Source organism: Stutzerimonas stutzeri, from assembly GCF_018138085.1.
GTDB lineage: Bacteria > Pseudomonadota > Gammaproteobacteria > Pseudomonadales > Pseudomonadaceae > Stutzerimonas > Stutzerimonas stutzeri_AI.
Window position 1 is genome coordinate 3,661,427 of sequence record NZ_CP073105.1, and the last position, 23,810, is coordinate 3,685,236.

Sequence of the window (23,810 nt, forward strand, 5' to 3'; positions counted from 1 at the left end):
ATCACCTTTTCGGATCCGGGACGACGGGGGGCCAAATGCCCTCCGCCGTAGAGAAAACCACCGAGCGCACGGTAGACGGACTTGGGTGGCAGGGGCCTGGGGCCACCCAGAGGCCGCCACCTGTGAGTGCAGGTTTCGGCGGTCTTGATGTCGTAATACCGCAAAACAGATGACAGGAAAAAGTCTTTTTCCAACCAGGGAGGTTTTTTTATCCAAGCGACGAATTACCTTGGCGCGCCCCCTGCCCGCTAGCTAGGCTCAGTAATCAACCTTGGCGTTTTCGCCGCAGCGATTGATTTCCGCCGTTACGTGGACCAGCTCCGAAAAACCTGCCAGTTCGGCCTTGTAGCGGTCAGCCGAATACGCCTGATGCGTGACAATAGTGACGATACAGCTGTACTGCGCACGCCCTACCCGCCACAGATGCAGATCGGTGACCTCGGTATCGGGCACCCTCTCCAGCTGCGCCTGCACGCGCTGCACCAGGGGGTCGTCCATCTCGCGGTCCAGGAGCGCCTTTCCCGTCTCGCGCAACAAGCCCTTGGCCCAGATCAGGATCACCACCGCGCCGATGATGCCCATCAGCGGGTCCAGCCAGTTCCAACCGAAATACTTGCCGCCAAGCAGGGCGATAATGGCCGCCACCGAGGTCAACCCGTCGGTGAGCACGTGAATGAAGGCGGCATGCCGGTTGAGGTCACGCCCCGGCGCTGCCGCGTGATCGTGATCGTGATCGTGATCGTGATCGTGATCGTGATCGTGATCGTGATGAGCATGGTGATGGTCGTGCTGATCGCGTAACAACCAGGCCGAGAGCAAATTCACCACCAGCCCGATGACCGCCACCCAAAGCGCTTCGTCGAAACCGATCTGGGCAGGAGACCAAAGCCGTGACAGCGACTCGATGACCATCATCAGCGCCACCACGACCAGCAACACCGCGCTGGCGAACCCCGCCAGAACCTCGATCTTCCAGGTTCCAAACGCGAAGCGCCGATCATGCGCATAGCGCCGCGCAAGAAGATAGGCGATCGCCGCCATGCCGATGGCTACCATGTGCGACGCCATATGCCAGCCATCGGCAAGCAGCGCCATGGAATTGAACAGGTAACCGGCGGCGATTTCGGCGACCATGGTGATGCCGGTCAGCAGTACGACCGCCCACGTCTGGCGCTCGGTGCCCCGCTCAAGCGGTCGGTAACTGTGGGAGTGTTCCCAGCGTGAATGATTGCAATCGGTCATAGCGGCTCCTTGTAGTCAGGCAAGTGTGCTCCTTGACCCTGCGGTAAGGTCAATCACCAGGTAAATCAGAGTCATAGGTAGAGGCGCCCGAGGCATAACGCCTAGAATCAGCGCACTTAGAAGGAGACCGATGCATGCTGATGGTGATTTCGCCAGCCAAGACCCTGGATTACGACACTCCGCCGACCACTGATCGCTTCACTCAACCCGAGCATCTCGACCACGCGCAGCAGCTAATCGAACAGCTGCGGGGTTATTCACCGCAGCAGATCAGCGAGCTGATGCATCTCTCCGACAAGCTGGCCGCCCTGAATGTCGCCCGCTACGGCAGCTGGACGCCGACGTTCAGCCCCGACAATGCCAAGCAGGCGCTTTTGGCCTTCAAAGGCGATGTGTACACCGGCCTCGATGCCGACGATTTTTCCGAGCAGGACCTGGATTTTGCGCAGACCCATCTGCGCATGCTGTCCGGCCTTTACGGCATCCTTCGTCCGCTCGATCTGATGCAGCCTTACCGACTGGAAATGGGAACTAAACTGGCGAACCCTCGCGGCAAGGACCTGTACGCGTTCTGGGGCACGTGCATCAGCACCTGGCTGAACGAAGCGTTGGCGGCGCAGGGCGATGACATCCTGCTCAACCTGGCTTCGAAAGAGTACTTCGGTGCGGTCAAGCGCAAGGAGCTGAATGCCCGGGTGATCGACGTCGACTTCAAGGACAGGAAGAACGACCAGTACAAGATCATCAGCTTCTACGCCAAGAAAGCACGCGGCCTGATGGCCCGTTACGTGATCAAGGAGCGTATCGAGCAACCGCACCAGCTGCAGGATTTCGCCTACGACGGTTACCGCTATAGCGCCAAGGACTCTTCGGCCGACCACTTGGTATTTCTACGCGACACGCCTCGCTGAGGCACTCTTAGGCCCACATCACCTGGCCTTATCGATGAAGGCGATCGCTCGCCTCGTCGTATCTGCTCCTCTTGCCCGGCCATCCTCAGCCGCTTCGCGCCGATAACAGGCACGTGCGCGGCAAGCACACCGGGCAATCAAAAAAAGTCTCCGATCAGCGGCAGCCCCTCGGGGAACTATCCTAAGGCACCTGCAATCATAAGCGCGTACCGGCACTTCCAGATGGAAAGGGACGTCGCACATGAACGTGCTTTGGGTTTCAACACAGCGTTTTCAAAGGGTCAGCCAGGGCATGCGTAGAGCGTCGCCCGGCAGCAGCGACCAAGCGCAAGGATATAGGCCGAGCTGGACGCACCAACCGCCGGCAGACAGGGCGCAGCCTGAGCTCGCTCGAACCCGTTTCTGTCAGATCAACAGAGGGCTCATACGCACTCCTTTCAGAACGACGACCGGTGCCGCCGCCTCCTATGCGGTAACCATCGACCATCAGACTACATCCCCTAATTCAGGCTCGGAGCACGCAGTTCGCCCCGAAGGCAGTTTTCTTTCGGGAAAACGAATCACGACGGCGCGCGGCACCTGAAGGCCCGACCAAGAAACGCAAGGCGAGCACAGACCACTGGCCGCCCAAATGGACAAGAAGAACCCCCTTCTCAACGATTCAGGAGAAACACTATGATTCCGGTCATCCTCTCAGGCGGCAGCGGTTCCCGGCTCTGGCCCCTTTCTCGCAAGGCGTTTCCCAAGCAGTTTCTGGCACTGACCGCTGAACAGACCTTGTTTCAGCAAACCATCGAGCGCCTCGCTTTCGACGGCATGCAGCCGCCCCTGCTGGTTTGCAACCAGGAGCACCGTTTCATCGTCAAAGAGCAGTTGGCGGCACGCAAGCTGGCCATCCAGGGCCTCATGCTCGAGCCCTTCGGACGCAATACCGCACCGGCAATCGCCATCGCGGCGATGAAACTGCTCGACGACGGCCGAGACGAATTGCTGCTGGTCCTGCCGGCTGACCACGTGATCGAGGATCATAAAGCTTTCCAGCGTTCCCTGGCGTTGGCCACCAATGCGGCGGAAAACGGTGAGATGGTGCTGTTCGGCATCCCCGCCACCAGCCCGGAAACCGGCTATGGCTACATCAAGTGTGACCACAGCGAGCGCAACGGGCTGCCCGAAGGCGTCAACCGGGTAACCAACTTCGTCGAGAAGCCGGATGAAGCCCGTGCTCAGCAATATGTGGAATCGGGGGACTACTACTGGAACAGCGGCATGTTCCTGTTCCGCGCCAGCGTCTTCCTGGAAGAGCTGAAGAAACACGATCCGGACATCTACGACACCTGCTGGGTTGCCCTGGAGCGTAGCGCCAAAAATGGTGAAGAGGTGCTGATAGACCCGGCCACCTTCGCCTGCTGCCCGGACAACTCGATCGACTACGCGGTGATGGAAAAGACCGAACTGGCCTGCGTCGTGCCGATGTCTGCCGGCTGGAGCGATGTCGGCTCCTGGTCCTCGCTCTGGGACGTGCTGGAAAAGGACGAGAACGGCAACGTGTCGCGCGGTGATGTCATCGTCGAAGACAGCCGCAACTGCCTAGTTCACGGCAACGGTAAGCTGGTGACCGTGGTTGGCCTGGACAATATCGTCGTGGTCGAGACCAAGGACGCGACCATGATTGCGCACAAGGACAAGGTTCAGGACGTCAAGAAGCTGGTCAACAAGCTCGACGCCATGAAGCGCTCGGAAACACAGAATCACTGCGCCGTGTATCGCCCCTGGGGCTGGTACGACTCGGTCGACATGGGCGGACGTTTCCAGGTCAAGCGCATCTGCGTCAACCCCGGTGCGCAACTTTCGCTGCAGATGCACCACCATCGCGCTGAGCACTGGATTGTCGTTTCGGGCACCGCGCAGGTTACCTGCAACGATAAAACCTTCCTGCTTACCGAAAATCAGTCGACTTATATTCCGGTGACTTCTATCCACCGTCTGGCCAACCCGGGCAAGATTCCGCTGGAAATCATCGAAGTGCAATCGGGCAGTTATCTGGGTGAGGATGATATCGAACGCCTCGATGACGTTTACGGCCGTGCACCTGACTCGGTAGTAAGCCAGTCGGCCCGCTAAGTTGAGCTAAAAAAAACCGCGCCGGATTTCGGCGCGGTTTTTTGTTTCCGATAAGAAACACCTACAACCAGCAATTTGAGCTTTATCCAAAGCCCATTCCGGCCATGGATCGACAGCCTGATAATTGTCGCGAGAAGACGGCAGCTCCACGCTTGGAGAGCTTCACGTAAACGGAACTAACTTCCCCACATAATTGGATTCCACGGGTAGCTTGCAAAGGTGCCTGCCAAACCTTTAAATAAGCGAAGCCCGTATTTCTCAACCGCCGCGGTATCCTGTGCGCGCTTGCTAATGGCTTGGACTTAAAAAGGAAACGATCAAGAGTGACCAAAGAAGAACTACGCGCCGAACTGGAACGGCAGGCCAACCGGTTCAAGACCGTTTATGGAGGCGAAGTAACCACCTACGCGGCGCAACCAGACCCCGAACGCAAGCCGTGGCGCAAGAAACAGACGATTCACGATCAGGTATTCAAGAAAGAGCTTGAAAAGATCGAAAAGGAAATGGCGAAGCAGGCAACCGACGAACATTGAAGCGGTGCCGATCATTTCTACTGCGCTAGCTCGACGCAGCGAGCGGCCTTTACGCAGAGATTGCTAACTTAACGCTTGCGCCCCAGTAGCGAGCCCAGCACCCCTCTCGCCAACTGCCTGCCCAACTGAGAAGCAGCCTGGCGCATCGCACTTTTGAAGGCTCGCCCGGCCAGATCTCCGAACGCGTCGCCCAGATCGCTCTTGGAGGCCGGCGCCTTCTCCGGCGCGTCAGCCTGTTTCGCCTGGTTTGCGCGCTCGAGCAGGATCTCATAAGCGGATTCACGGTCGATGGCCGTGTCGTAACGCGTACGCAGGGAAGAACTCGCTATCAAGGCATGTCGCTCGCTTTCTTCAAGCGGCCCGATCCTCGACTGTGGCGGGGCGATCGCAACTCGCTGCACCATGGCCGGCGTTCCCTTGTCTTCGAGCCCGCCGACCAGCGCCTCGCCGATGCCAAGGTCCACCAGCGTGTCTAGCGTGGAAAATGACGGATTGGACCGAAAGCCTTCCGCCACGGCGCGCAACGCCTTCTGCTCCTTGACGGTATACGCACGCAGGCCGTGCTGGATGCGCAACCCCAGCTGCGCCAATATCTCATCGGGCAAATCGGAGGGTGACTGGGTCACGAAAAACACACCCACCCCTTTCGAGCGAATCAGACGAACCACCTGCGCCAGCCGATCCTGCAGAGCTTTGGGCGTGTCGTTGAACAGCAGGTGCGCCTCGTCGAAAAACAACGCCAGCAGTGGACGATCCGCATCGCCGCGCTCGGGCAGCTGCTCGAAGAGCTCCGCCAGCAGCCACAACAGGAAGGTCGCATAGAGCTTCGGCGCCTGATGGACGAGGGTGCTGGCATCGAGCAGATGAATCCGGCCTCGCCCATCGCTCGCCGGTTGCAGAATATCTTCCAGCGCCAGCGCCGGCTCTCCAAACAGGGCGTCGGCCCCCTGCTGCTCCAGAGTTGCCAAACGTCGCAACAAGGCCTGCGACGAGGCCGACGTCATCAACGCAGCATCGTCGCCCAGCACGTCGGGGTTCTGCTTGAGATAGCCCAGCAGCGCCTTGAGATCCTTCAGGTCCAACAGCAGCAGCCCTTCACGATCGGCGATCTTGTAGGCCGCGTAGAGCGCCGCCTGCTGGCTATCGGTCAGCTCGAGCAGACTGCCCAGCAACAGCGGCCCCATCTCGGTAAGGGTAGTGCGCAACGGATGACCACTAACGCCATAGACATCCCATAACGTGACCGGATATGCCTGCGGCTGATGCTCGAGCCAGGGCATGCTGGCGATGCGTTCGGCTATCTTTCCCTGAGGCGATCCGGCCGCCCCAAGCCCACACAGGTCGCCTTTTATATCCGCAGCGAAGACTGCGATCCCGGCGTCACTGAACTGCTCAGCCAGACGCTGCAAGGTCACTGTTTTGCCAGTTCCCGTCGCGCCCGCAACCAGCCCATGGCGATTGACCAACCGAAGCGGATGGGTACTGGGTTCGCCGGTAGCCTCAACACCCAGCACGAAGCGATGATCGCTTGCCATAAGGTCGCCTCCACAGTTGGTTCAGATGACCGGACACCGGCCGTCATATTCAATCGCCGTCAGGCATCGCCACGGCAGGTTTCTCGCTGGCAGGCGCGCAACGCGCCCACAGCGCCTCAGCGCCGGGGAAATCGGTACCGAGCTCCGGCGTGAGATGCTCGGGGTCATAACGCTGGGCACAGCCAGCGCCTATTACCGGCGGCGCGCTTGCGCCAGCCTTGGCCAGTGGATCGGTCATCGCTCCTCCCGCATCGAGATGCCCGGCACCGAGAGCCCGGATCAGTTGAATACCAGCGTCTTGTTGCTGTGCACCAGTACGCGGTCCTGCAAGTGATAGCGCAGGCCACGCGAAAGCACCATCTTTTCCACGTCCTTGCCCAGCCGAACCATGTCCTCGATGCTGTCGCGGTGACTGACCCGTACCACGTCCTGCTCGATGATCGGCCCAGCGTCCAGCTCCTCGGTGACGTAGTGGCAGGTCGCACCGATCAGCTTGACCCCTCGCAACGACGCTTGGTGGTAAGGCTTGGCACCGGCGAACGAAGGCAGGAAGCTGTGGTGGATGTTGATCACGCGCTGTGCGAACTCCTCGCACAGCGCGGCCGGCAGAATCTGCATGTATCGGGCGAGAACAATCACATCGGCCTGATGTTCACGCACCAGACGCGTCACTTCAGCGAACGCCTCCTCCTTGCCTCCCGGTGCGACCGGCACATGGAAGTACGGTATGCCGTGCCACTCGACCATGCTGCGCAGGTCGTCATGGTTCGAAATCACGCAGGGAATATCGCAATCCAGTTCGCCGCTGTGCCAGCGGTGCAGAAGATCGGCCAGGCAGTGCGACTCCCGGCTGGCCATCAGCACGACGCGTTTACGCTCTGCCGAATCGGTAATCCGCCACTCCATGGAAAACTCACGCGCGATTGGCGCAAACGCCTGACGGAAACCTGCCAGATCGAAAGGCAGCGAGTCGGCGCGGATTTCATGACGCATGAAGAACCAGCCGCTCTGGTGATCCGAGTGATGATTGGCTTCGGTGATCCAGCCGTTGTAGGTGGCCAGGAAATTGCTGACCTTGGCAACAATGCCAACGCCATCGGGGCAGGCAATAACCAGCCTGAATGTGCGCATTAAGCAGAACTCCAGCTTATAAAAAGGTGGCGCATTCTAGCGCAGCGCAGAAAACCGCAGCCACATTAATGAACCAGGATCGACACGAGCCTGCGCCCTGTACCGATCCGGGAGCAAAGTGACGATCCATTGCGAAATAATAAGATACGACCTGCCAGCGGATAGGCTCCGATGGCAGCTTATATACGGATCACGGTTGGCCAGGGCTCGCCTCACGGCGTTCATATAACTCGTTTGCTGCAGCGCCCTTTGCCACGGGCTTGTTTACCACGGAAGTGAACTAACTGAGCGACATCCCCGCGGTAAGAAACCACGACAACCTACCAATCTTTATTGAAAGTCATATTTACTTGTGCATTGCGCGTGTCTATGATTGCTAACACTTGCGTTCAAACCTATACCAAGGAAGTGACATGTCGCTGATCAATGAATACCGCGCCACTGAAGAGGCTATCAAGGAACTCCAGGAACGCCTGAAGTCTCTTTCCGCAGACGACAAGCTGAAAAAAGAGCTTGAGTTCGAAGGCAAACTGCGTGAGCTGATGGGCGAATATCAGAAGTCGCTTCGCGATATCATCGCCCTGCTCGATCCGGATGCCAGAAACAGCAAGGCTCCGCGCACGGCGAAGGCACCGGCTGCAACCAAGCGCGCCCGTCGAGTCAAGCAGTACAAGAACCCGCACAATGGCGAAGTGATTGAAACCAAGGGTGGCAATCATAAAACCCTGAAAGAGTGGAAAGCTCAGTGGGGTTCCGAGGAAGTTGAAGGCTGGGCCACCCTGCTCGGTTAAATCGTAGCGCTACGCTGAAACCATCTAACGTGACATGTTCGAGCTGTCACGTTAGATGGTTTTTTTGTGTCCGTCGTTTGGTGGGTAATCAGCGAATATAGCGCTCGCGCAAGCCTTGGGCATGAAGGGCCCATTGTTGCAGTAGCGCCTTTTGTTCGGGACTGGCTGAGGTCAGCAGCTCAGCGAGGTCGCCCTCGAACTGCTCGAGCGTATTGGGCGCACCGGACTCAGGGTCGGTCAGGCGGCGCCGACAGAACTGCTCCCATTGCAGTTTCTCCTCGGCCGAAAGACCTTCCGGGAAGTTGCGCGCACGGTAGCGGAAGTGCAATTCCGGCAAGCGAGCATCATCGAACGGCGGCGTTACGCTCGCTCCCGGTGCAGCCAAGAGATTTCTAACCTGTTCGCACAACCGACGATCGCGGTCTCCCAGAAAGCCTTCGTAGAGTTGCTGCTCCGGATCGGCCACCTCATTGAAAGGCTGCTGCTCCTGGTAGATACCAGCGAGTTTCTCGCTCCACGTCGCTTCCCGGCTGAGCAAATCGCGAGCCCTCGACTCACAACATTGCAGGTCCAGGCCCAGGCGCTCGATATCGACCTGCCGCAACACCTTCATCGGCAGCAGGACCGGGCAACGATTGACGTGCACGAGCTTCAACGGCGCCGGCAACTTTTCACCAAGCTCCTCTCGCCGCGTGTACAGGCGCTCGCGCAGTGTTTCGGCGGTTTCCTCCCACAGCGGCGAGCATTCGGCGTTGAGGTCGCAAACGATCAGCGCGTTACGATTGCGCGGATGCCAGGCCAACGGCAACACGACGGATAGATAATGCCGAGCAGCTGAGAAGCGCCCGGAAATGTGCACCATCGGCTTCAGCAACTCGATCTGCTCGACCACCGCGTTTTTGCGCCGCAGTTTGTACAGATAGTCGTACAGCCGCGGCTGACGCTCCCTTATCAACCGCGCCAGCGCGATGGTCGCGCGCACATCGGACAACGCATCGTGGGCCTGCAGGTGCTCGAGCCCGTTGGCCACGCTGAGACGCTCCAGCTTCAGCGTTACCCGCCCGTCCTCCTCCGGCCAGACCAACCCTTCGGGTCGTAAGGCATAAGCGGTGCGGACCAGATCGATGAGGTCCCAGCGGCTGTTGCCGCCCTGCCATTCACGCGCGTAGGGATCGAAGAAGTTTCGGTACAGGCTGTAGCGCAGCACCTCGTCATCGAAGCGCAAGGTGTTGTAGCCGGCGCCACAGGTGCCCGGCTGTGCCAGTTCCCGATGCAGACGGGTGATGAACTCCGCCTCGCACAGGCCCTTTTCCAGCAGGGTTGCCGGGGTGATGCCGGTCACCAGGCAAGCGGCCGGATGAGGCAGGATGTCGTCGCTCGGCCGGCAATAGATATTCAGCGGCTCGCCGATCTCCTCCAGGGCCTCGTTGGTTCGGATTCCGGCGACCTGCAGCGGCCGATCGCAGCGCGGCGAGATGCCAGTGGTTTCAAAATCATACCAGAAGATGCTGGATGTCACGGGAGCCTCCCTCTCGATTGGGCGGCAGTCTAGCGTGCCTGAGCGGTGATAGGCCTCCCCGTCTTACCGACCCGTGCGGCAGGCACGCAACCTGATCGCGTGATGCCGGACGGGTTCCGAGATGAAAGGCCAAGCAGGTTCTAGCCGCAGGGGGCGTTCGGTGCTTTCATAGTGGCCATACGCGGCCACCGCAAGTCGCCGATCAGTCGATCGGTCATCGGCACGGGCCCGCATCATCTGCAATCCGAGCGCCGAGCACAGCCATTGCCTCCTGCAGCACCCCTGGATAATACGCACAGGATCGAGACGCCCGAGGGCATCGATCTTCTGCTGCGCCCCGCAGGGCTGGTTCCCCGGGCCCTGGCGTATGCCCTGGATCTGCTGATTCGCCTGGCGCTACTGCTGTTTCTGGCGCTAGGGCTCGGCTCGCTGGGCAAGTTCGGCATGGGAGCGGGCGCGCTGCTGCTGTTCGTCGTGCAGTGGGGCTACATGGTCCTATTCGAGGTGCTCAATGACGGCAGGACACCGGGCAAGTACTGGCTGGGGCTGAAGGTGATTCACGACGACGGCACGCCGATAGGCTGGCCAGCATCGCTGTTGCGCAACCTGTTGCGATTCGTCGATATGCTGCCATTGGGATACTGCCTGGGGGCGATCTGCTGCCTGGGGCATCCCTCCTTCAAACGTCTTGGCGACCTCACCGCTGGCACCCTGGTGGTGCATCGCGAGCGTCCAACGGCTCCCGTGGCGCTGCCTCCGGCGGACCCCGTCACCCCGCCCTTTGCGTTGAGATTGGCGGATCAGCGCGCACTGATCGGATTCGCTGAGCGCCAATCGAACCTGTCCGCAGAGCGGCGGCAGGAACTGGCCGCCATTCTGGCCGAGCCATTGCAGGTCGCGCCGGAACAGGCCGAAGCACGCCTCAACGGCATCGCCCGCGCGCTGGTAGGCCCGGCATGAAGCAGAACCAGTTCGAACGCCAATACCGTCCCGAATGGCTGGCATTCGGCGAGCGGCTCGATGTCCTCGAGCGAGGCAAGGCAACGCCTCAGGACTCGCTCGGCTTTCCGGCCGCGTATCGCCGCGTGTGCCATCAGCTCGCACTGGCTCAGAGCCGCGGGTACAGCCCCCACGCGACCGATCACCTGCAGCTCCTGGTACAGCGCGGACATCAACAGCTGTACCGTCATCGCAGCCCGCTGACGAGCCGCCTGCTCGGTTTCGTTCTCGGTGGCTTCGGCCGGCTGGTCCGCCAGGAATGGCGTTATGTGGCGGTTGCCAGCCTGTTGTTCTACACGAGCCTGCTGGGCATGGCGGCGCTGGTGGTGCTGTTTCCGCAGCTGGTGTACAGCCTGATCAGCCCCGAGCAGGTCGCACAAATGGAAGCGATGTACGACCCGGACACCAGTCGCCTCGGTCATTTCGGCGAGCGAGGCTCTGCCGATGACTGGGTCATGTTCGGCTATTACGTGATGCACAACGTCGGGATCGCCTTCCAGATGTTCGCGGGCGGTTTGTTGTTCGGCCTGGGCAGTCTCTTCTATCTGTTGTTCAACGGCCTGACCATTGGCGCGATCGCGGGTCACCTGACGGGCATCGGCTATCAACAGCCGTTCTGGTCGTTCGTCATCGGTCACGGTGCCTTCGAGTTGACGGCCATCACCCTCGCTGGCGCCGCCGGCCTGAAGCTGGGAGACGCCTTGATCGCTCCGGGCCGCCTTGGCCGTGGCGAAGCATTGCGCCTGGCCGCGGCCGGCGGCGTGCGGCTGATCGCTGGCGCCGCGTTCATGTTACTGATCGCCGCCTTCGTCGAAGCCTATTGGTCTTCGATGACGTACCCATCCGCGCCGGTCAAATATGCCGTTGGCGCACTGCTGTGGGTATTGGTCGGCCTGTATCTCCTGCTTAGCGGTAGGAGCCCACGTGCAGCTGAATGACGCAACCCTGGAAATCAGGCCGCGCAGCGCCTGGGAAGCAATCGACCTCGGCGCTCTGCTGGCGCGCCGCCACGCCCGCTTGCTGCTGCTCAGCTGGGCGCTGCTGACGCTGCCGGTGTTCGCGCTGCTCAGTCTGCTGTTCTGGTCCCACCCGTCGCTCGCACTGCTGCTGTTCTGGTGGCTCAAGCCGCTGTACGAGCGCTTGCCGCTGTTCATTCTCTCTCGCTCGCTGTTCGGCGACATACCGACGCTGCAGCAAAGCTTCAGGGCGCTGCCAGGCCTGCTGCGGCGCCAATGGTTCGCGAGCCTGACCTGGCGACGCTTCAGCCTGACGCGCAGTTTCGACCTCCCGGTCATGCAGCTCGAGGAACTGTCCGGCCCGACCAGAAAGCAGCGCCTGCGTGTCCTGCAACAACGCGACGCCAGAGCGGCGCGCTGGCTGACCATCGTAGGTGTGCATCTGGAGAGTGGCTTGTGGCTCGGCGCACTGGCGCTGATCTACCTGATGATTCCGGCGCCGCTGATCGCCGACTTGAGCTGGATGGATCTGCTGCGGCTGGACCAGGATTGGCTCTGGTTCGAACACCTGTCCAACCTGCTGTATGCGCTGGTACTTGTGTTCTGGGAACCTATCTATGTCGCCAGCGGCTTCAGCCTTTATCTCAACCGACGCACCACGCTCGAAGCCTGGGACATAGAACTGAGCTTTCGCCGCCTGCAGGAGCGTCTGAGATCCGTGCAGCCGGTCCTGTTACTCGGCATCGCACTGTTGCTGGCGATGCCGGCGCAACCGACCCAGGCCGCCCCGGCGATGACACCGAGCGACGAGCACTCCGCAACCGTCGATACCGGTGCTGGAACGGAGAGCCTGGACAACCAGCCGCTGACCCGCCAGGCCGCCCGCGAGCGCATCGGCGGATTGCTGAATGAGCCGCCGTTTCGTCATCAGGAGACCATTACCCGTTGGCGCCTGGGCGACGAACAGACGGAAGCGGCACCTGGCTGGCTGGCACGCCTGCTCGACCGATGGCTGCGCCTGCACCACGACTTCGATCACATCGTCGCAGGCATCGAGGTAGCGCTTTGGGCCGGTCTGTTCGGTTTGATCGCGCTGGTCCTGTGGCGTTATCGCCAGTGGCTGAGGTTGCACGTCGGGCGGCCACAACGGGCACTCCAGCCGGCGCAAGACCCACCGGCGGTGTTGTTCGGCCTCGACGTGCAACCTGAAAACCTGCCGCTGGATGTCGCCGGCGAGGTAGAACGGCTTTGGGACGAGCAGCCACGCGAGGCGCTCGGCTTGCTTTACCGGGCCTTTTTGAGTCGCTTGCTGCACGAGCGCAAGGTGCCGCTGAAAGCCGCCCACACCGAAGGCGAAATCCTCGAACTGCTGCGCCAGGCGCAACAGCCGGAGCTGACCGGCTACGCCGAGGCCTTGACGGGCCATTGGCTGAATCTCGCCTACGGGCATCGGCTGCCTGCCAGCGATACGCGTCGCGAACTGTGCGATGGCTGGCGTGACCTGTTTGCCGTGCGAGGTCGTGCATGAGCCGTTCGCGTGCGGGGTTGGTGGCGATTGCCGGTGTGCTGCTGGTCGTCTCGCTGGGCTACCTTGCGAGCCAGCTGTCGTTCTACCAGGAAACCGTCGAACAGGGGCCTGCGCCGCAGGCACGCAACAACCCCTATCTGGCTGCCGAGCGCTTCCTTGTTGAGCAGGGCAAACCTGTCAGCCTGCCCGCAAGGCTCGACGGCGTAATTCATAAAGCACCGAACGACCAGATTCTCTTGTTACTGGCCGATCGCGCCGAAATGACGGCGGACCAGTCCACCGATCTGCTCGAGTGGGTCGGAGCCGGAGGGCACCTGGTATTCGTCGCTGAAAGGCTCTGGGACGAGCAGGCCGGGCAAAGTGGCGATCTGTTGCTGGACGCGCTCGATCTGCAGCAGTACGAAACCGAGGATGATCCCGCCAAGGCTGCCGACGCCGCCGGGCAGGCAGGGAGCGTCGATAACCGCGCAACGCTCACTCGCCTGTATCTGGAAGGCGACACCGAACCGGTCTATCTGGCGTTCGACACGCGCTACCACCTGTACGACGCCGGCAAGAAGGCCCATGCATGGGCCAACAGCGACGGCGCAACCCACATGCTGCAGTTGCAGCACGGCAAAGGGTTGGTTACCGCACTCACCGATAGCTGGATCTGGCAGAACGATGCGATTGGCCAGCATGACCATGCCTGGCTGCTCTGGTACCTCACGCAGGACCGCAACGTGACGCTGCTCCATCACGCCGAACACGACAGCCTGCTGCAACAGCTTCTGCGGCATTTCCCGCAAGCGCTGACTGCCCTGCTGCTGGCCCTGCTGTTTACCGTCTGGCATCGGGCCGCTCGCCATGGGCCGATCATCGTGCCGGCAGACCGTGGGCGACGGCAGCTGCAGGAGCATCTGCGCGCCAGCGCCGATTTCCTCTACCGCCATGCCGGACAGCGTCAGTTGCTCGACACGCTCCAACAAGATATCCAGCGCCAGGCACGGCGACACCATCCGGGGTTCGACGCCCTGGACCACACCGAACAGTGCCGGGCGCTGGCAGCGCTCAGCCGGCTGCCGATCGATGCGGTCGACAAGGCGTTGCGCCCAACTGCCGCCGGTCCCGCCAATGCCACCGAATTCACCCATCTGATCGCCAGCCTACAACGCCTCAGGAATGCCCTATGAGCGAACCAACAAGCGAACCGAATAGCACCTCGCCCGCCGTGGGTAACCAGCGGCAGCGCGCCAGCCAGCTGGCCCAGGCGCTGCGCCAGGAATTGCACAAGGCCGTGATCGGCCAGCGCGAGGTCGTGGACGGGGTGCTCACTGCCCTGATCGCCGGAGGGCACGTGCTCGTCGAAGGCGTCCCGGGACTCGGCAAGACCCTGCTGGTTCGCGCCCTGGCGCGCTGTTTCGGCGGCGAGTTCGCGCGCATCCAATTCACTCCCGACCTGATGCCCAGCGATATCACCGGTCACGCCGTGTATGACCTTGCCAGCGAGCAGTTCAAGCTACGCAAGGGGCCGGTCTTCACCAACCTGCTGTTAGCCGACGAGATCAACCGCGCCCCGGCCAAGACCCAGGCGGCGCTGCTGGAAGTCATGCAGGAGCGCCAGGTCACGCTCGAAGGCAGGCCACTGGCGGCACCACAGCCCTTTCTGGTCATGGCCACACAAAATCCCATCGAGCAGGAAGGCACCTATCCGCTGCCGGAGGCCGAACTGGACCGGTTCATGCTGATGCTGCGCATGGACTACCCACAGGCTGACGAAGAGCTGGAGCTGGTTCGTCAGGTTACCCGCTCGGCGCGCACCGACATCCTCGATGTCAGCGGGTTGCGGGTCTTGTTGCAGGCCAAGGACATTCTGGCTTTGCAGAAGATTGCCAGCGAAGTCCCACTCGACGAGCAGGTGCTCGACTATGCCGTGCGCCTCGCTCGCGCGACGCGTGACTGGCCGGGCGTGACATTGGGTGCCGGCCCGCGCGCGTCGATCGCGCTGGTGCGCGGCGCTCGGGCTCGCGCCTTGCTGCGCGGAGGCGAGTTCGTCGTTCCGGACGATGTAAAGGACTGTGCGCTCGCGGTGTTGCGGCATCGCATCAGGCTCTCGCCGGAACTGGCCATCGAGGGCATGTCGGTCGATCTCTTGCTGCGTCAGCTGCTCGACCAAGTCGCGGCGCCACGGCTGTGATCGGTTGATGACTCCGTCACGGCAACTGATCCTGGCGCTGGTGGCGCTGCTGGGCCTGGCCTTGCCACTCGGCACGCTGTCGGCGCTGGGCCATCCCCTGCCTGAAGCTGTTCATACAGCCTGGTGGGGCTTGCTACTGTGTCTGGGGGCGCTTGGCACGATCGATGCCATTGCGGTAGCTCGATTGCCCTCCCCCAGGCTGCAGCGCGAGCTGAACGGCTACCTGGCGCTAGGGCGCTGGCAGGACGTACAGCTGCACATCTTTGCCCAACCGAACACGCAACTGCGACTGGATATCTTCGACCATGTGCCATCCGCCATGTCGCTTCGGCAGCTACCGCAGCACCTGGATCTAGGCGCTGGGCAAAGCGCCACGCTGCGCTATCAGGTATGCCCGCAGCAGCGCGGCCACTATCGGTTCGAGCACTGCGAGATAGGCCTCCATGGCCCGCTGGGATTGTGGCGCCAGCGCCGCCTGCTCGCCCTGGCGTCGCAGACGCGCGTCTATCCCGACTTCACGCGGCTGCACGGTGCGTCACTCATGGCGGTCGACAGCTGGCTGGGACGCCTGGGCGTTCGGCAACAGCCGCGCCGCGGCCTTGGGCTGGAATTCCATCAGCTACGCGAGTTCAGGGAGGGCGACACCTTACGGCAGATCGACTGGAAGGCCACCGCACGCAAACACATGCCGATCGCTCGCGAATACCAGGACGACCGCGACCAGCAGATCCTGCTGATGCTCGACTGCGGGCGGCGGATGCGCAGTATGGACGGCGCGTGCTCGCACTTCGATCACGCCCTCGATGCTGGCCTGTTGCTGGCCTACGTCGCCCTGCGCCAAGGCGACGCGCTGGGTTTTTGCAGCTTCGCTAGCGATCAACGGCGCTTCCTGGCACCGGCCAAAGGCCCGGCGCAGCTGAACGTACTGCTCAACGGCGTCTACGATCTGGTCAATACGCGGCAACCCGCCGATTTCACCCAGGCTGCGGTCCAGGTACTGGCGCAGCAGAAACGCCGGGCGCTGGTGGTGATCCTGACCAACCTGCGCGACGAAGATGACGAAGATCTGCTCGGCGCGGTCCGCCTGCTCTCGAGTCGACACCGGGTGCTGGTGGTGAGCCTGCGCGAACCGGCGCTCGACGCGTTGCGCCAGCGTCCCGTGACCCGTCTCCAAGAGGCGCTGGACTACTGCGGGACACTGGACTATCTGACCGCCCGAGAACGTTTGCATGATCGCCTGCTGGCGCGCGGCGTACCGGTGCTCGACGCGCTTCCACAAGCGCTGGGGCCGGCGTTGATCAGCCGCTACCTGGCTTGGAAGAAAAGCGGAACGCTGTAGCGCATCGCCGACGCTTGGCCTGCACGGCGCTGCGGGAAAAGAACCCGTCAGGTGCCGTGACAGCGGTCCTGATCGACAGCGTGACCATGTGGTACATCGTTGATCGGCAAACGGGCGGGAGGGATGTTCGACATCGGTCGAAAGCTGAAGTAATGATGCAGGGCATCGATCATCAGGCGAATTTCACTGGGTGGCGTGATCAGCACGAAACCGGAATCGAAACTGCCCGGCGTGACGTCCTCACGCGACCAACGACAAACGGCGCTGAAGTCGATGAAACGCAGCTGCCCATGCTTGCCAGGAATCTTCAGGCGCATTTCGAAACGCGCATCGATCATCATCGGATAGGGGCTGATCAACATCAGCCCCGTTTCAGACAGGTTGCCGATAAAGCCCAGAGGCTTGTCGGTAAAGCGATTGAAGACATTGAGGTAATACGGCAGCTGGTGCCGCTGGATACTGCGTTGGTTGAGCATGTTCATGTGTTCCGGGCCTGCCGCCATTCTGATCAACGCGACCGATGCCGGCCGCTCAGCTGCAGTTTTGACTGATACGACTGGCCAACTGCCGCCGCGCCGCCCCTATTTCCTCATCACTGTAGTAGACGCGCTCACCCTTTGCATCGGCACTAAAGTAGCGGCCACCGTGGGACAGTCGCGCCAGTCGCTCACGCAACTGGTGGCATTCCTGTTCACGCTGCGCCTGCCGGGCACCGGCAGCCTCGTCGGCCGCCTGCCGTTCCTGCCGGCGTGCGTCGAAAAAACGCTCGGTGCGCGCTTGGCGCTCGCGAGTCGCGTCATCACGCTCGACGACCTGCGGCCGAACCTCGACCTGCTCGGCGCCGGGCCGTGGCCGCGCATCGAAGTGCACATTGCCCTCGGGATCGACCCAGCGGTAGATCCCGGCCATCGCCGAAGGCGAGGCCAACATGATTGCAACTAGTATCGCTGCGATGCGCACGGGGTCCTTCCCATCGGCCCGCCGGGGCCGGGTTCGCTTCAGGGTTTGACGGCGTGGGTAACCACCCGCTCCTCCGGCTGATAGTGCCCTAACTGACGCAACGTCTCCAGCCTGGCGCCGCCGCGAAAGGCATATTCGCTGGCCGGATAGCGGGTCTGGATAAAGCGGTAGGTTTGCGCCGCATCGACGAACAGCCCCTGGCGCTCCAGGCACTGCCCGCGCAACAGCGAGATCTCCGGCTGGACATTGTCGCGGGGGCGGCTGGCGCGTTCGGCCTGCGACAAGGCAAGCATCACCTGTTCGCAGTCACCTTCCTGATAGTGCTGGTAAGCACTGTCCAGATGACGATCGAGTGCGTTTCGGCTGCTACAGCCTACGCTCAGAGTGGCCAGCAAAAGTATGACAAGGGTGCGCATGGGTGGATCCTCCGTAGCCGAGTTATCGACTACAGCGAGAAAAACTGCAGTCCGTTCGGCGCGCCGGAGCCGCCCGCGGCGGCTAATGCGATGGCGCCAAAGAGTAGTGCAAGCCAACAATGACTACAGCCGCACAGCGTAGTAGCCTCCCGGCCATTCTGAAAAAGGAGCATTTGAATGATCTCGCGCCGTACCAAAATCGTCGCCACCCTGGGCCCTGCCAGCAGTCCGCCCGAGGTGTTGGAAAAAATGATTCTCGCCGGCCTCGACGTCGCGCGCCTGAACTTTTCCCACGGCACGCCCGACGAGCACCGCGCACGAGCGCAACTGGTACGGGATACCGCGGCCAAGCACGGTCGCTTCGTGGCGCTGCTGGGCGACCTGCAGGGCCCGAAGATCCGCATCGCCAAATTCACCAACAAGCGCATCGAGCTGGCCGAAGGCGACAGCTTTCGCTTCTCCGTCACTCATCCTCGCGATGCGGGTACCCAGGAAGTGGTCGGCATCGACTATCCGGATCTGGTCAAGGATTGCAGCGTAGGTGACGAGCTGCTGCTCGACGACGGACGCGTAGTCATGCGGGTCGACAGCACCACCGCGGACGAGCTGCACTGCACCGTGCTAATCGGCGGGCCGCTGTCTGACAACAAAGGGATCAATCGCCGCGGTGGCGGGCTCACCGCGCCGGCCCTCACGGCCAAGGACAAGGCCGATATCAAACTGGCCGCCGACATGGATCTCGATTACCTGGCCGTATCCTTCCCGCGCGATGCCGCCGACATGGAACTGGCCCGTCGCCTGCGCGACGAAGCCGGCTCGAGCGCCTGGCTGATCGCCAAGATCGAACGGGCCGAAGCGGTCGCCGACGATGAAGCGCTGGACGGGCTGATCCGGGCGAGCGACGGCGTGATGGTTGCGCGCGGTGACCTGGGCGTCGAAATCGGTGATGCCGAATTGGTGGGCATCCAGAAGAAGATCATTCTGCACGCGCGGCGCAACAACAAGGTGGTGATCACCGCGACGCAGATGATGGAGTCGATGATCCAGAACCCGATGCCGACCCGCGCCGAGGTGTCCGATGTAGCCAACGCCGTGTTGGACTACACCGATGCGGTGATGCTGTCGGCCGAGAGCGCCGCCGGTGAATACCCGGTCGAAGCGATCAAGGCGATGGCGCGGGTCTGTTGCGGCGCCGAGAAGCATCCAACCAGCATCAAATCCGGCCATCGCCTCGGTCAGCGCTTCGAGCGCAGCGATGAAAGCACCGCGCTGGCGGCGATGTACACCGCTAACCACTTCCCTGGCGTGAAAGCCATCATCAGCCTGACCGAAAGCGGCTATACCCCGCTGATCATGTCGCGCATCCGCTCCTCGGTACCGATCTTCGCCTATTCGCCCCACCGCGAAACCCAGGCACGGGTCGCCATGTTCCGTGGCGTGCAGACCATTCCCTTCGACCCGGCTGCACTGCCGGCGGACAAGGTCAGTCAGGCCGCGGTGGACGAGCTGCTCAAGCGCAACGTGGTGAGCGTCGGTGACTGGGTGATCCTGACCAAGGGCGATACCTATCACGGTACCGGTGGCACCAACACCATGAAGATCCTGCGCGTCGGCGACTCGCTGACCTGAAGCGCTGAGCCGAACGGCATGGCTCGCCCGAGCCATGCCGTTCGCCGACCCTTCCCGCGCCACGGCGCTACCGGCCTTGTAGCTGCTGCGGGGCGTTCTCCACCTGGCGCAGCAGAAACACGTCGCTGAGCACCTGACCTCTGGGCAGGCCCGCCATGAACAGGCGCTTGGCGCACTCATCGACGAACGCAGCGGCACCACAAATCAACGCAAGCTCCTGACGCGATGCGATCCGCAGCGATTGCAGGCGCTCTGTCGCCTGTTGCCGATCGACCCGCTCTACGCTCAGGTTCGGATGCCGCTCGGCCAACTGGTCCAGCGGTGCCCGCAGGTAGAACTCCCCTCGACAGAAATGCAGCAGCCGAATCGGCCCCACATGGCTCTGCCGCAGCGCTTCGCGCAATAGGCCCCAGAGCGGCGCAAGCCCCGTACCGGCCGCCAGCATCAACAACGGCCTTGCTTGCCAGTCGGGCTCGTAGTGCAAGGCGCTGTCCTGCAGTTGCCCGAGCCGTAGCTGATCACCGACGGCCAGCTCGCGTGCCACCTCACTGAAAGCACCGGGCCGACTACAATCGATGTGAAATTCCAGCCAGGGATCCTCACCTGGAAGGCTTGCCAGGGAATAGGGCCGTGCGACCCGCTCGCCGCCCCATAACAACACTGACTGGCCAGCGCGGTAACGAAGGGGGCGTTCAGGGAGCAGCCTCAGGCGAAGGACCTGCCCATCGAGCCAGTCGAGCGCCTGCACCCGCGCAGCCAGGCCGTCTCGCCGCGGATCGTACACGGCCACGCTGAGATCCTCAGTGACCGAGCATTGGCAGGCGAGCCGCCAACCCTGCGCTCGTAGCGCGGCATCGAGCGCCTCAGGGCGCAGATCGGAAGGTACACCTCTCACGCACCGCACCAGGCAAGCCTGGCAACTACCCGCCCGACAGCTGTACGGCACGCACAGCCCGGCGTCGTTGAGGGCATCGAGCAGGTTACTGCCCTCGCCAACCGTCCAGGACCGATCCCCATGGGTGAGCTCAGGCATCGGCCATCGTCCAGCTCGCCTCGCAGCGGTTACGACCGTTTTTCTTGGCGCGATAGAGTGCCTCGTCCGCACGTTGCAAGGACTCGTCCAGGTCATCCCCAGCCTCGAGCAGGGTCAGCCCCACCGACAGGCTCAACTGCCCCGCCTGAAGCTGCACGTCCAACGGCTGGGCATTGGCGAAGGCCTCGCGCAAGCGCTCGCAACAGGCACTGAACTGCTCGGCATCGGTGCTGGGCAACAACAAAACGAATTCTTCGCCACCGTAGCGGGCAAGCACATCATCATCGCGCAGGCATGAGCGTGCCACGGAAGCGAAGGTTTGCAGAACCCGGTCGCCAGTGGCATGTCCGTGCTGGTCGTTGATGCGCTTGAAATAATCAAGGTCGATCAGGGCCAGCCCCGACCGATGCCCTGCCCGCAAACGGCTCAGCTCCGCCTCGGCGCGGCGGATGAAATGCCGGCGGTTGTACAGCCCGGTCAGCTCGTCCGTGGCCGCCAGGTCCTCGAGCTGCCGCATCATGCCGCGCAATGTTTCCTGGTGGGCCTGCAAGGCGAAGCGGCGCTGGCGCATGCGCTGGCGCAAGGTATAGACGTAACCGACGAACAGACACATCCAGATCAGCGTGACCAGCAGCACGCCGGCCTCCAGCAGAGCGGCCTGAGGGTCGCTCAGGTTCCCCAGATGGGCATCGCAGAGCGACATCCCGACGAAGCTCAGAAACGCCAACACGGCGTAGCGTATGAACACCCGAGGCGGCAGGAACACCGCGAACATCAGCACCAGCACATAGAGCACCAGCAGCGAGCCGCGATTACCGCCGAGATTGAACAGGAAGTAGGTCAACCAGACCAGCGCGACCAGCACCTGTGGTTCGGTCAGACTGGGGTCGCGAAAGCGCAGGTTGTAGCCCCGATAGAAGACCCAGAAAAAGGCCATCTGACTGGCCAGAATCATCGCCGAAGCGATAATCGCGGTGTCTAGCGACGCCTTGTAAAAGCCACCGGCGACGGTGATCCAGGTCAGCACCAATGCCAACCCGTAGGTACCGGCCGCCATCCCGAAGCGTTTGGTGACCAGTTGCTGCAGCGCCTGTTGATCGCTCTCTTCACGAGTCACGCGCATGGAATCCGTTCCCATAATAGCGATTTGACATACTTTACGCCGGCCACCTGTAAAAGCCTATAAGCCACGCGCCGCTTGTCCAGGCGAGTGTCCGGTGGTCCCGAAAGTGGCAGTTCTGTCACCCTGCTGCCGTCCACCTCGCCTATCCATGGCGGCGCGGCCATCGACGGCGCCGCCTTGAATCCCGATACCGCCGAGCCAGTTTCGCTACGCATCCCTTCCACCTTTGGTCCGTCTGTGCCCCCTGCGGCACAGCGGGTTATACTGCCGCGCCTTTTTACCTGAGCGCGTCGGCCATGTCCCACGCGCCTCGTCTCCGCCCCGCCAAGAGGACGCGCTGCATGACCGTGATCAAGCAAGACGATCTGATACAAAGCGTTGCCGATGCTTTGCAGTTCATTTCCTACTACCACCCCGTCGACTTCATCCAGGCGATGCACGAGGCCTACCTGCGCGAAGAATCGCCAGCGGCGCGCGATTCCATGGCGCAGATCCTGATCAACTCACGCATGTGTGCGACCGGTCATCGGCCAATCTGCCAGGACACCGGCATCGTTACCGTATTCGTTCGCGTGGGCATGGATGTACGCTGGGACGGCGCCACCATGAGTCTGGACGACATGATCAACGAGGGTGTTCGCCGCGCCTACAACCTGCCGGAGAACGTACTGCGTGCTTCGATCCTGGCCGACCCGGCAGGTTCCCGCAAGAACACCAAGGACAACACGCCGGCCGTCATCCACTACTCCATCGTGCCGGGCGACAAGGTCGAAGTGGACGTCGCGGCCAAGGGCGGCGGCTCGGAAAACAAGTCGAAGATGGCCATGCTCAACCCGTCCGACTCGATCGTCGACTGGGTGCTCAAGACCGTTCCGACCATGGGCGCTGGCTGGTGCCCACCAGGCATGCTCGGCATCGGCATCGGCGGTACTGCGGAGAAAGCCGCGGTGATGGCCAAGGAAGTCTTGATGGAATCCATCGACATCCACGAGCTGAAGGCGCGCGGCCCGCAGAACCGCATCGAAGAGCTGCGTCTGGAGCTGTTCGAGAAGGTCAACCAATTGGGCATCGGTGCCCAGGGCCTGGGCGGCCTGACCACCGTGCTCGACGTCAAGATCATGGACTACCCGACCCACGCCGCCTCGTTGCCGGTGTGCATGATCCCCAACTGCGCCGCTACCCGCCACGCACACTTCGTGCTGGACGGCTCCGGCCCTGCAGAACTCACCCCGCCGCCGCTGGACGCCTACCCGGAGATCGTCTGGGAGGCCGGCCCGAGCGCGCGTCGCGTCAACCTCGACACCATCACGCCGGAAGACGTGCAGAGCTGGAAGCCGGGCGAAACCGTCCTGCTCAACGGCAAGATGCTCACCGGCCGCGACGCCGCGCACAAGCGCATGGTCGACATGCTGAACAAGGGCGAAGAGCTGCCGGTGGACCTCAAGGGCCGCTTCATCTACTACGTCGGCCCGGTCGATCCGGTCGGTGACGAAGTGGTCGGCCCGGCCGGCCCGACCACCGCAACGCGGATGGACAAGTTCACCCGTCAGATCCTTGAGCAGACCGGCCTATTGGGCATGATCGGCAAGTCCGAGCGCGGCCCGATCGCCATCGACGCGATCAAGGACAACAAGGCTGTCTACCTGATGGCGGTTGGCGGCGCGGCCTATCTGGTTGCCCAGGCAATCAAGAAGTCCAAGGTGCTGGCCTTCGCCGAGCTGGGCATGGAAGCCATCTACGAGTTCGAAGTGAAGGACATGCCGGTCACCGTCGCCGTCGATACCAACGGCGAGTCGGTGCACATCACCGGCCCGGCCATCTGGCAGCAGAAGATCGCAGAAAACCTGGCCGTCGAAGTGCAGTAACCG

22 protein-coding genes are annotated in these 23,810 nt (G+C 62.2%); 12 read left to right on the forward strand and 10 right to left on the reverse strand.

From position 1 onward, the window contains the following. Nucleotides 1-258 precede the first annotated feature (258 nt). Nucleotides 259-1,242, reverse strand: coding sequence for a CDF family Co(II)/Ni(II) efflux transporter DmeF (dmeF, locus tag KCX70_RS16880; RefSeq protein ID WP_212618218.1), 984 nt, complete (start codon nucleotides 1,240-1,242; stop codon nucleotides 259-261). A gap of 134 nt (nucleotides 1,243-1,376) precedes the next feature. On the opposite strand from dmeF, the gene yaaA reads away from it, so the two are divergent. The 3 genes from yaaA to KCX70_RS16895 all read left to right on the forward strand — a co-directional run bounded on the left by yaaA (nucleotide 1,377) and on the right by KCX70_RS16895 (nucleotide 4,807). Then, complete coding sequence (gene yaaA, locus KCX70_RS16885; protein ID WP_212618219.1) at nucleotides 1,377-2,153, forward strand: peroxide stress protein YaaA; 777 nt, start codon at nucleotides 1,377-1,379, stop codon at nucleotides 2,151-2,153. Between the two features lie 675 nt (nucleotides 2,154-2,828). Next, nucleotides 2,829-4,274 carry a mannose-1-phosphate guanylyltransferase/mannose-6-phosphate isomerase gene (locus KCX70_RS16890; protein WP_212618220.1) on the forward strand — a complete coding sequence of 482 codons (1,446 nt, stop codon included), beginning with the start codon at nucleotides 2,829-2,831 and terminating at the stop codon, nucleotides 4,272-4,274. A gap of 323 nt (nucleotides 4,275-4,597) precedes the next feature. Then, the gene (locus KCX70_RS16895) at nucleotides 4,598-4,807 is read left to right on the forward strand and encodes a hypothetical protein (protein WP_102853581.1); all 210 of its coding nucleotides are present in this window, start codon (nucleotides 4,598-4,600) and stop codon (nucleotides 4,805-4,807) included. A 68-nt stretch (nucleotides 4,808-4,875) separates the two neighbouring features. Here KCX70_RS16895 and KCX70_RS16900 read toward each other — a convergent pair whose 3' ends face one another. From KCX70_RS16900 to purU, 3 genes are read right to left on the reverse strand one after another with little or no spacing between them, the layout of a single operon-like run. Beyond that, the gene (locus KCX70_RS16900) at nucleotides 4,876-6,342 is read right to left on the reverse strand and encodes a helicase HerA-like domain-containing protein (RefSeq protein WP_212618221.1); all 1,467 of its coding nucleotides are present in this window, start codon (nucleotides 6,340-6,342) and stop codon (nucleotides 4,876-4,878) included. 49 nt (nucleotides 6,343-6,391) lie between these two features. Continuing rightward, nucleotides 6,392-6,580 (reverse strand): hypothetical protein, encoded by a 189-nt coding sequence (locus tag KCX70_RS16905; protein WP_102847528.1) that lies wholly within the window; start codon nucleotides 6,578-6,580, stop codon nucleotides 6,392-6,394. Nucleotides 6,581-6,621: 41 nt separating this feature from the next. Beyond that, nucleotides 6,622-7,473, reverse strand: a complete 852-nt coding sequence (purU, locus tag KCX70_RS16910) for a formyltetrahydrofolate deformylase (RefSeq protein ID WP_021205945.1) — start codon at nucleotides 7,471-7,473, stop codon at nucleotides 6,622-6,624. A gap of 413 nt (nucleotides 7,474-7,886) precedes the next feature. Here purU and mvaT point away from each other — a divergent pair, with 413 nt between their 5' ends. After that, entirely contained in the window at nucleotides 7,887-8,264 is a 378-nt protein-coding gene (mvaT, locus tag KCX70_RS16915) for a histone-like nucleoid-structuring protein MvaT (RefSeq protein ID WP_021205944.1), read from the forward strand. Nucleotides 8,265-8,352: 88 nt separating this feature from the next. Here mvaT and sbcB read toward each other — a convergent pair whose 3' ends face one another. Further along, complete coding sequence (gene sbcB / locus KCX70_RS16920) at nucleotides 8,353-9,783, reverse strand: exodeoxyribonuclease I (RefSeq protein WP_102847529.1); 1,431 nt, start codon at nucleotides 9,781-9,783, stop codon at nucleotides 8,353-8,355. A 264-nt stretch (nucleotides 9,784-10,047) separates the two neighbouring features. Between sbcB and KCX70_RS16925 the strand changes: the two genes are divergently transcribed. Genes KCX70_RS16925 through KCX70_RS16950 form a run of 6 tightly spaced genes read left to right on the forward strand, consistent with a single transcriptional unit; the run spans nucleotide 10,048 to nucleotide 16,781 of the window. Continuing rightward, entirely contained in the window at nucleotides 10,048-10,743 is a 696-nt protein-coding gene (locus KCX70_RS16925) for an RDD family protein (RefSeq protein ID WP_249121745.1), read from the forward strand. After that, the gene (locus KCX70_RS16930; RefSeq protein ID WP_212618222.1) at nucleotides 10,740-11,720 is read left to right on the forward strand and encodes a stage II sporulation protein M; all 981 of its coding nucleotides are present in this window, start codon (nucleotides 10,740-10,742) and stop codon (nucleotides 11,718-11,720) included. The genes KCX70_RS16925 and KCX70_RS16930 overlap by 4 nt, the downstream gene beginning before the upstream one ends. Then, the gene (locus tag KCX70_RS16935) at nucleotides 11,707-13,266 is read left to right on the forward strand and encodes a DUF4129 domain-containing protein (protein ID WP_212618223.1); all 1,560 of its coding nucleotides are present in this window, start codon (nucleotides 11,707-11,709) and stop codon (nucleotides 13,264-13,266) included. The genes KCX70_RS16930 and KCX70_RS16935 overlap by 14 nt, the downstream gene beginning before the upstream one ends. Continuing rightward, nucleotides 13,263-14,438: a DUF4350 domain-containing protein gene (locus KCX70_RS16940; protein ID WP_212618224.1), complete on the forward strand. Its 1,176-nt coding sequence runs from the start codon at nucleotides 13,263-13,265 to the stop codon at nucleotides 14,436-14,438. Before KCX70_RS16935 ends, KCX70_RS16940 begins: the two co-directional genes overlap by 4 nt. Beyond that, nucleotides 14,435-15,442 carry an AAA family ATPase gene (locus KCX70_RS16945; protein WP_212618225.1) on the forward strand — a complete coding sequence of 336 codons (1,008 nt, stop codon included), beginning with the start codon at nucleotides 14,435-14,437 and terminating at the stop codon, nucleotides 15,440-15,442. The genes KCX70_RS16940 and KCX70_RS16945 overlap by 4 nt, the downstream gene beginning before the upstream one ends. Nucleotides 15,443-15,449: 7 nt before the next feature. Beyond that, on the forward strand, nucleotides 15,450-16,781 hold the full coding sequence (locus tag KCX70_RS16950) for a DUF58 domain-containing protein (protein ID WP_212618226.1): 1,332 nt from the start codon (nucleotides 15,450-15,452) through the stop codon (nucleotides 16,779-16,781). Nucleotides 16,782-16,828: 47 nt separating this feature from the next. Here the strand turns inward: KCX70_RS16950 and KCX70_RS16955 are convergent, their stop codons facing one another. The 3 genes from KCX70_RS16955 to KCX70_RS16965 all read right to left on the reverse strand — a co-directional run bounded on the left by KCX70_RS16955 (nucleotide 16,829) and on the right by KCX70_RS16965 (nucleotide 18,157). Next, nucleotides 16,829-17,263, reverse strand: coding sequence for a PilZ domain-containing protein (locus tag KCX70_RS16955; protein WP_021205936.1), 435 nt, complete (start codon nucleotides 17,261-17,263; stop codon nucleotides 16,829-16,831). 49 nt (nucleotides 17,264-17,312) lie between these two features. Then, nucleotides 17,313-17,711 (reverse strand): DUF4124 domain-containing protein, encoded by a 399-nt coding sequence (locus KCX70_RS16960; protein WP_021205935.1) that lies wholly within the window; start codon nucleotides 17,709-17,711, stop codon nucleotides 17,313-17,315. A gap of 68 nt (nucleotides 17,712-17,779) precedes the next feature. Next, nucleotides 17,780-18,157: a tetratricopeptide repeat protein gene (locus KCX70_RS16965; protein WP_021205934.1), complete on the reverse strand. Its 378-nt coding sequence runs from the start codon at nucleotides 18,155-18,157 to the stop codon at nucleotides 17,780-17,782. A 177-nt stretch (nucleotides 18,158-18,334) separates the two neighbouring features. On the opposite strand from KCX70_RS16965, the gene pyk reads away from it, so the two are divergent. Then, on the forward strand, nucleotides 18,335-19,786 hold the full coding sequence (pyk, locus tag KCX70_RS16970) for a pyruvate kinase (RefSeq protein ID WP_212618227.1): 1,452 nt from the start codon (nucleotides 18,335-18,337) through the stop codon (nucleotides 19,784-19,786). Nucleotides 19,787-19,853: 67 nt separating this feature from the next. On the opposite strand, the gene KCX70_RS16975 is transcribed toward pyk, so the two are convergent. Together KCX70_RS16975 and KCX70_RS16980 are read right to left on the reverse strand one after the other, a co-directional pair. Further along, a complete protein-coding gene (locus KCX70_RS16975) occupies nucleotides 19,854-20,819 on the reverse strand; it encodes an iron-sulfur-binding ferredoxin reductase (protein WP_212618228.1) in 966 nt (321 codons plus the stop codon). Next, nucleotides 20,812-21,942, reverse strand: a complete 1,131-nt coding sequence (locus tag KCX70_RS16980) for a GGDEF domain-containing protein (protein ID WP_212618229.1) — start codon at nucleotides 21,940-21,942, stop codon at nucleotides 20,812-20,814. Before KCX70_RS16980 ends, KCX70_RS16975 begins: the two co-directional genes overlap by 8 nt. Before the next feature lie 341 nt (nucleotides 21,943-22,283). Between KCX70_RS16980 and KCX70_RS16985 the strand changes: the two genes are divergently transcribed. Further along, nucleotides 22,284-23,807, forward strand: a complete 1,524-nt coding sequence (locus KCX70_RS16985) for a fumarate hydratase (RefSeq protein ID WP_021205930.1) — start codon at nucleotides 22,284-22,286, stop codon at nucleotides 23,805-23,807. The last annotated feature ends 3 nt before the right edge of the window (nucleotides 23,808-23,810 follow it).

Excerpts from the sequence above, each read along its gene's own strand:
- KCX70_RS16955 (WP_021205936.1), bottom strand. The coding sequence starts at position 17,263 with ATGAACATGCTCAACCAACGCAGTATCCAGCGGCACCAGCTGCCGTAT.
- KCX70_RS16940 (WP_212618224.1), top strand. The coding sequence starts at position 13,263 with ATGAGCCGTTCGCGTGCGGGGTTGGTGGCGATTGCCGGTGTGCTGCTG.
- KCX70_RS16905 (WP_102847528.1), bottom strand. The coding sequence starts at position 6,580 with ATGACCGATCCACTGGCCAAGGCTGGCGCAAGCGCGCCGCCGGTAATA.
- mvaT (WP_021205944.1), top strand. The coding sequence starts at position 7,887 with ATGTCGCTGATCAATGAATACCGCGCCACTGAAGAGGCTATCAAGGAA.
- KCX70_RS16985 (WP_021205930.1), top strand. The coding sequence starts at position 22,284 with ATGACCGTGATCAAGCAAGACGATCTGATACAAAGCGTTGCCGATGCT.
- KCX70_RS16980 (WP_212618229.1), bottom strand. The coding sequence starts at position 21,942 with ATGCGCGTGACTCGTGAAGAGAGCGATCAACAGGCGCTGCAGCAACTG.
- KCX70_RS16890 (WP_212618220.1), top strand. The coding sequence starts at position 2,829 with ATGATTCCGGTCATCCTCTCAGGCGGCAGCGGTTCCCGGCTCTGGCCC.
- yaaA (WP_212618219.1), top strand. The coding sequence starts at position 1,377 with ATGCTGATGGTGATTTCGCCAGCCAAGACCCTGGATTACGACACTCCG.
- KCX70_RS16930 (WP_212618222.1), top strand. The coding sequence starts at position 10,740 with ATGAAGCAGAACCAGTTCGAACGCCAATACCGTCCCGAATGGCTGGCA.
- KCX70_RS16975 (WP_212618228.1), bottom strand. The coding sequence starts at position 20,819 with ATGCCTGAGCTCACCCATGGGGATCGGTCCTGGACGGTTGGCGAGGGC.
- dmeF (WP_212618218.1), bottom strand. The coding sequence starts at position 1,242 with ATGACCGATTGCAATCATTCACGCTGGGAACACTCCCACAGTTACCGA.
- purU (WP_021205945.1), bottom strand. The coding sequence starts at position 7,473 with ATGCGCACATTCAGGCTGGTTATTGCCTGCCCCGATGGCGTTGGCATT.
- KCX70_RS16900 (WP_212618221.1), bottom strand. The coding sequence starts at position 6,342 with ATGGCAAGCGATCATCGCTTCGTGCTGGGTGTTGAGGCTACCGGCGAA.
- KCX70_RS16945 (WP_212618225.1), top strand. The coding sequence starts at position 14,435 with ATGAGCGAACCAACAAGCGAACCGAATAGCACCTCGCCCGCCGTGGGT.
- KCX70_RS16960 (WP_021205935.1), bottom strand. The coding sequence starts at position 17,711 with ATGTTGGCCTCGCCTTCGGCGATGGCCGGGATCTACCGCTGGGTCGAT.
- KCX70_RS16965 (WP_021205934.1), bottom strand. The coding sequence starts at position 18,157 with ATGCGCACCCTTGTCATACTTTTGCTGGCCACTCTGAGCGTAGGCTGT.
- KCX70_RS16950 (WP_212618226.1), top strand. The coding sequence starts at position 15,450 with ATGACTCCGTCACGGCAACTGATCCTGGCGCTGGTGGCGCTGCTGGGC.
- pyk (WP_212618227.1), top strand. The coding sequence starts at position 18,335 with ATGATCTCGCGCCGTACCAAAATCGTCGCCACCCTGGGCCCTGCCAGC.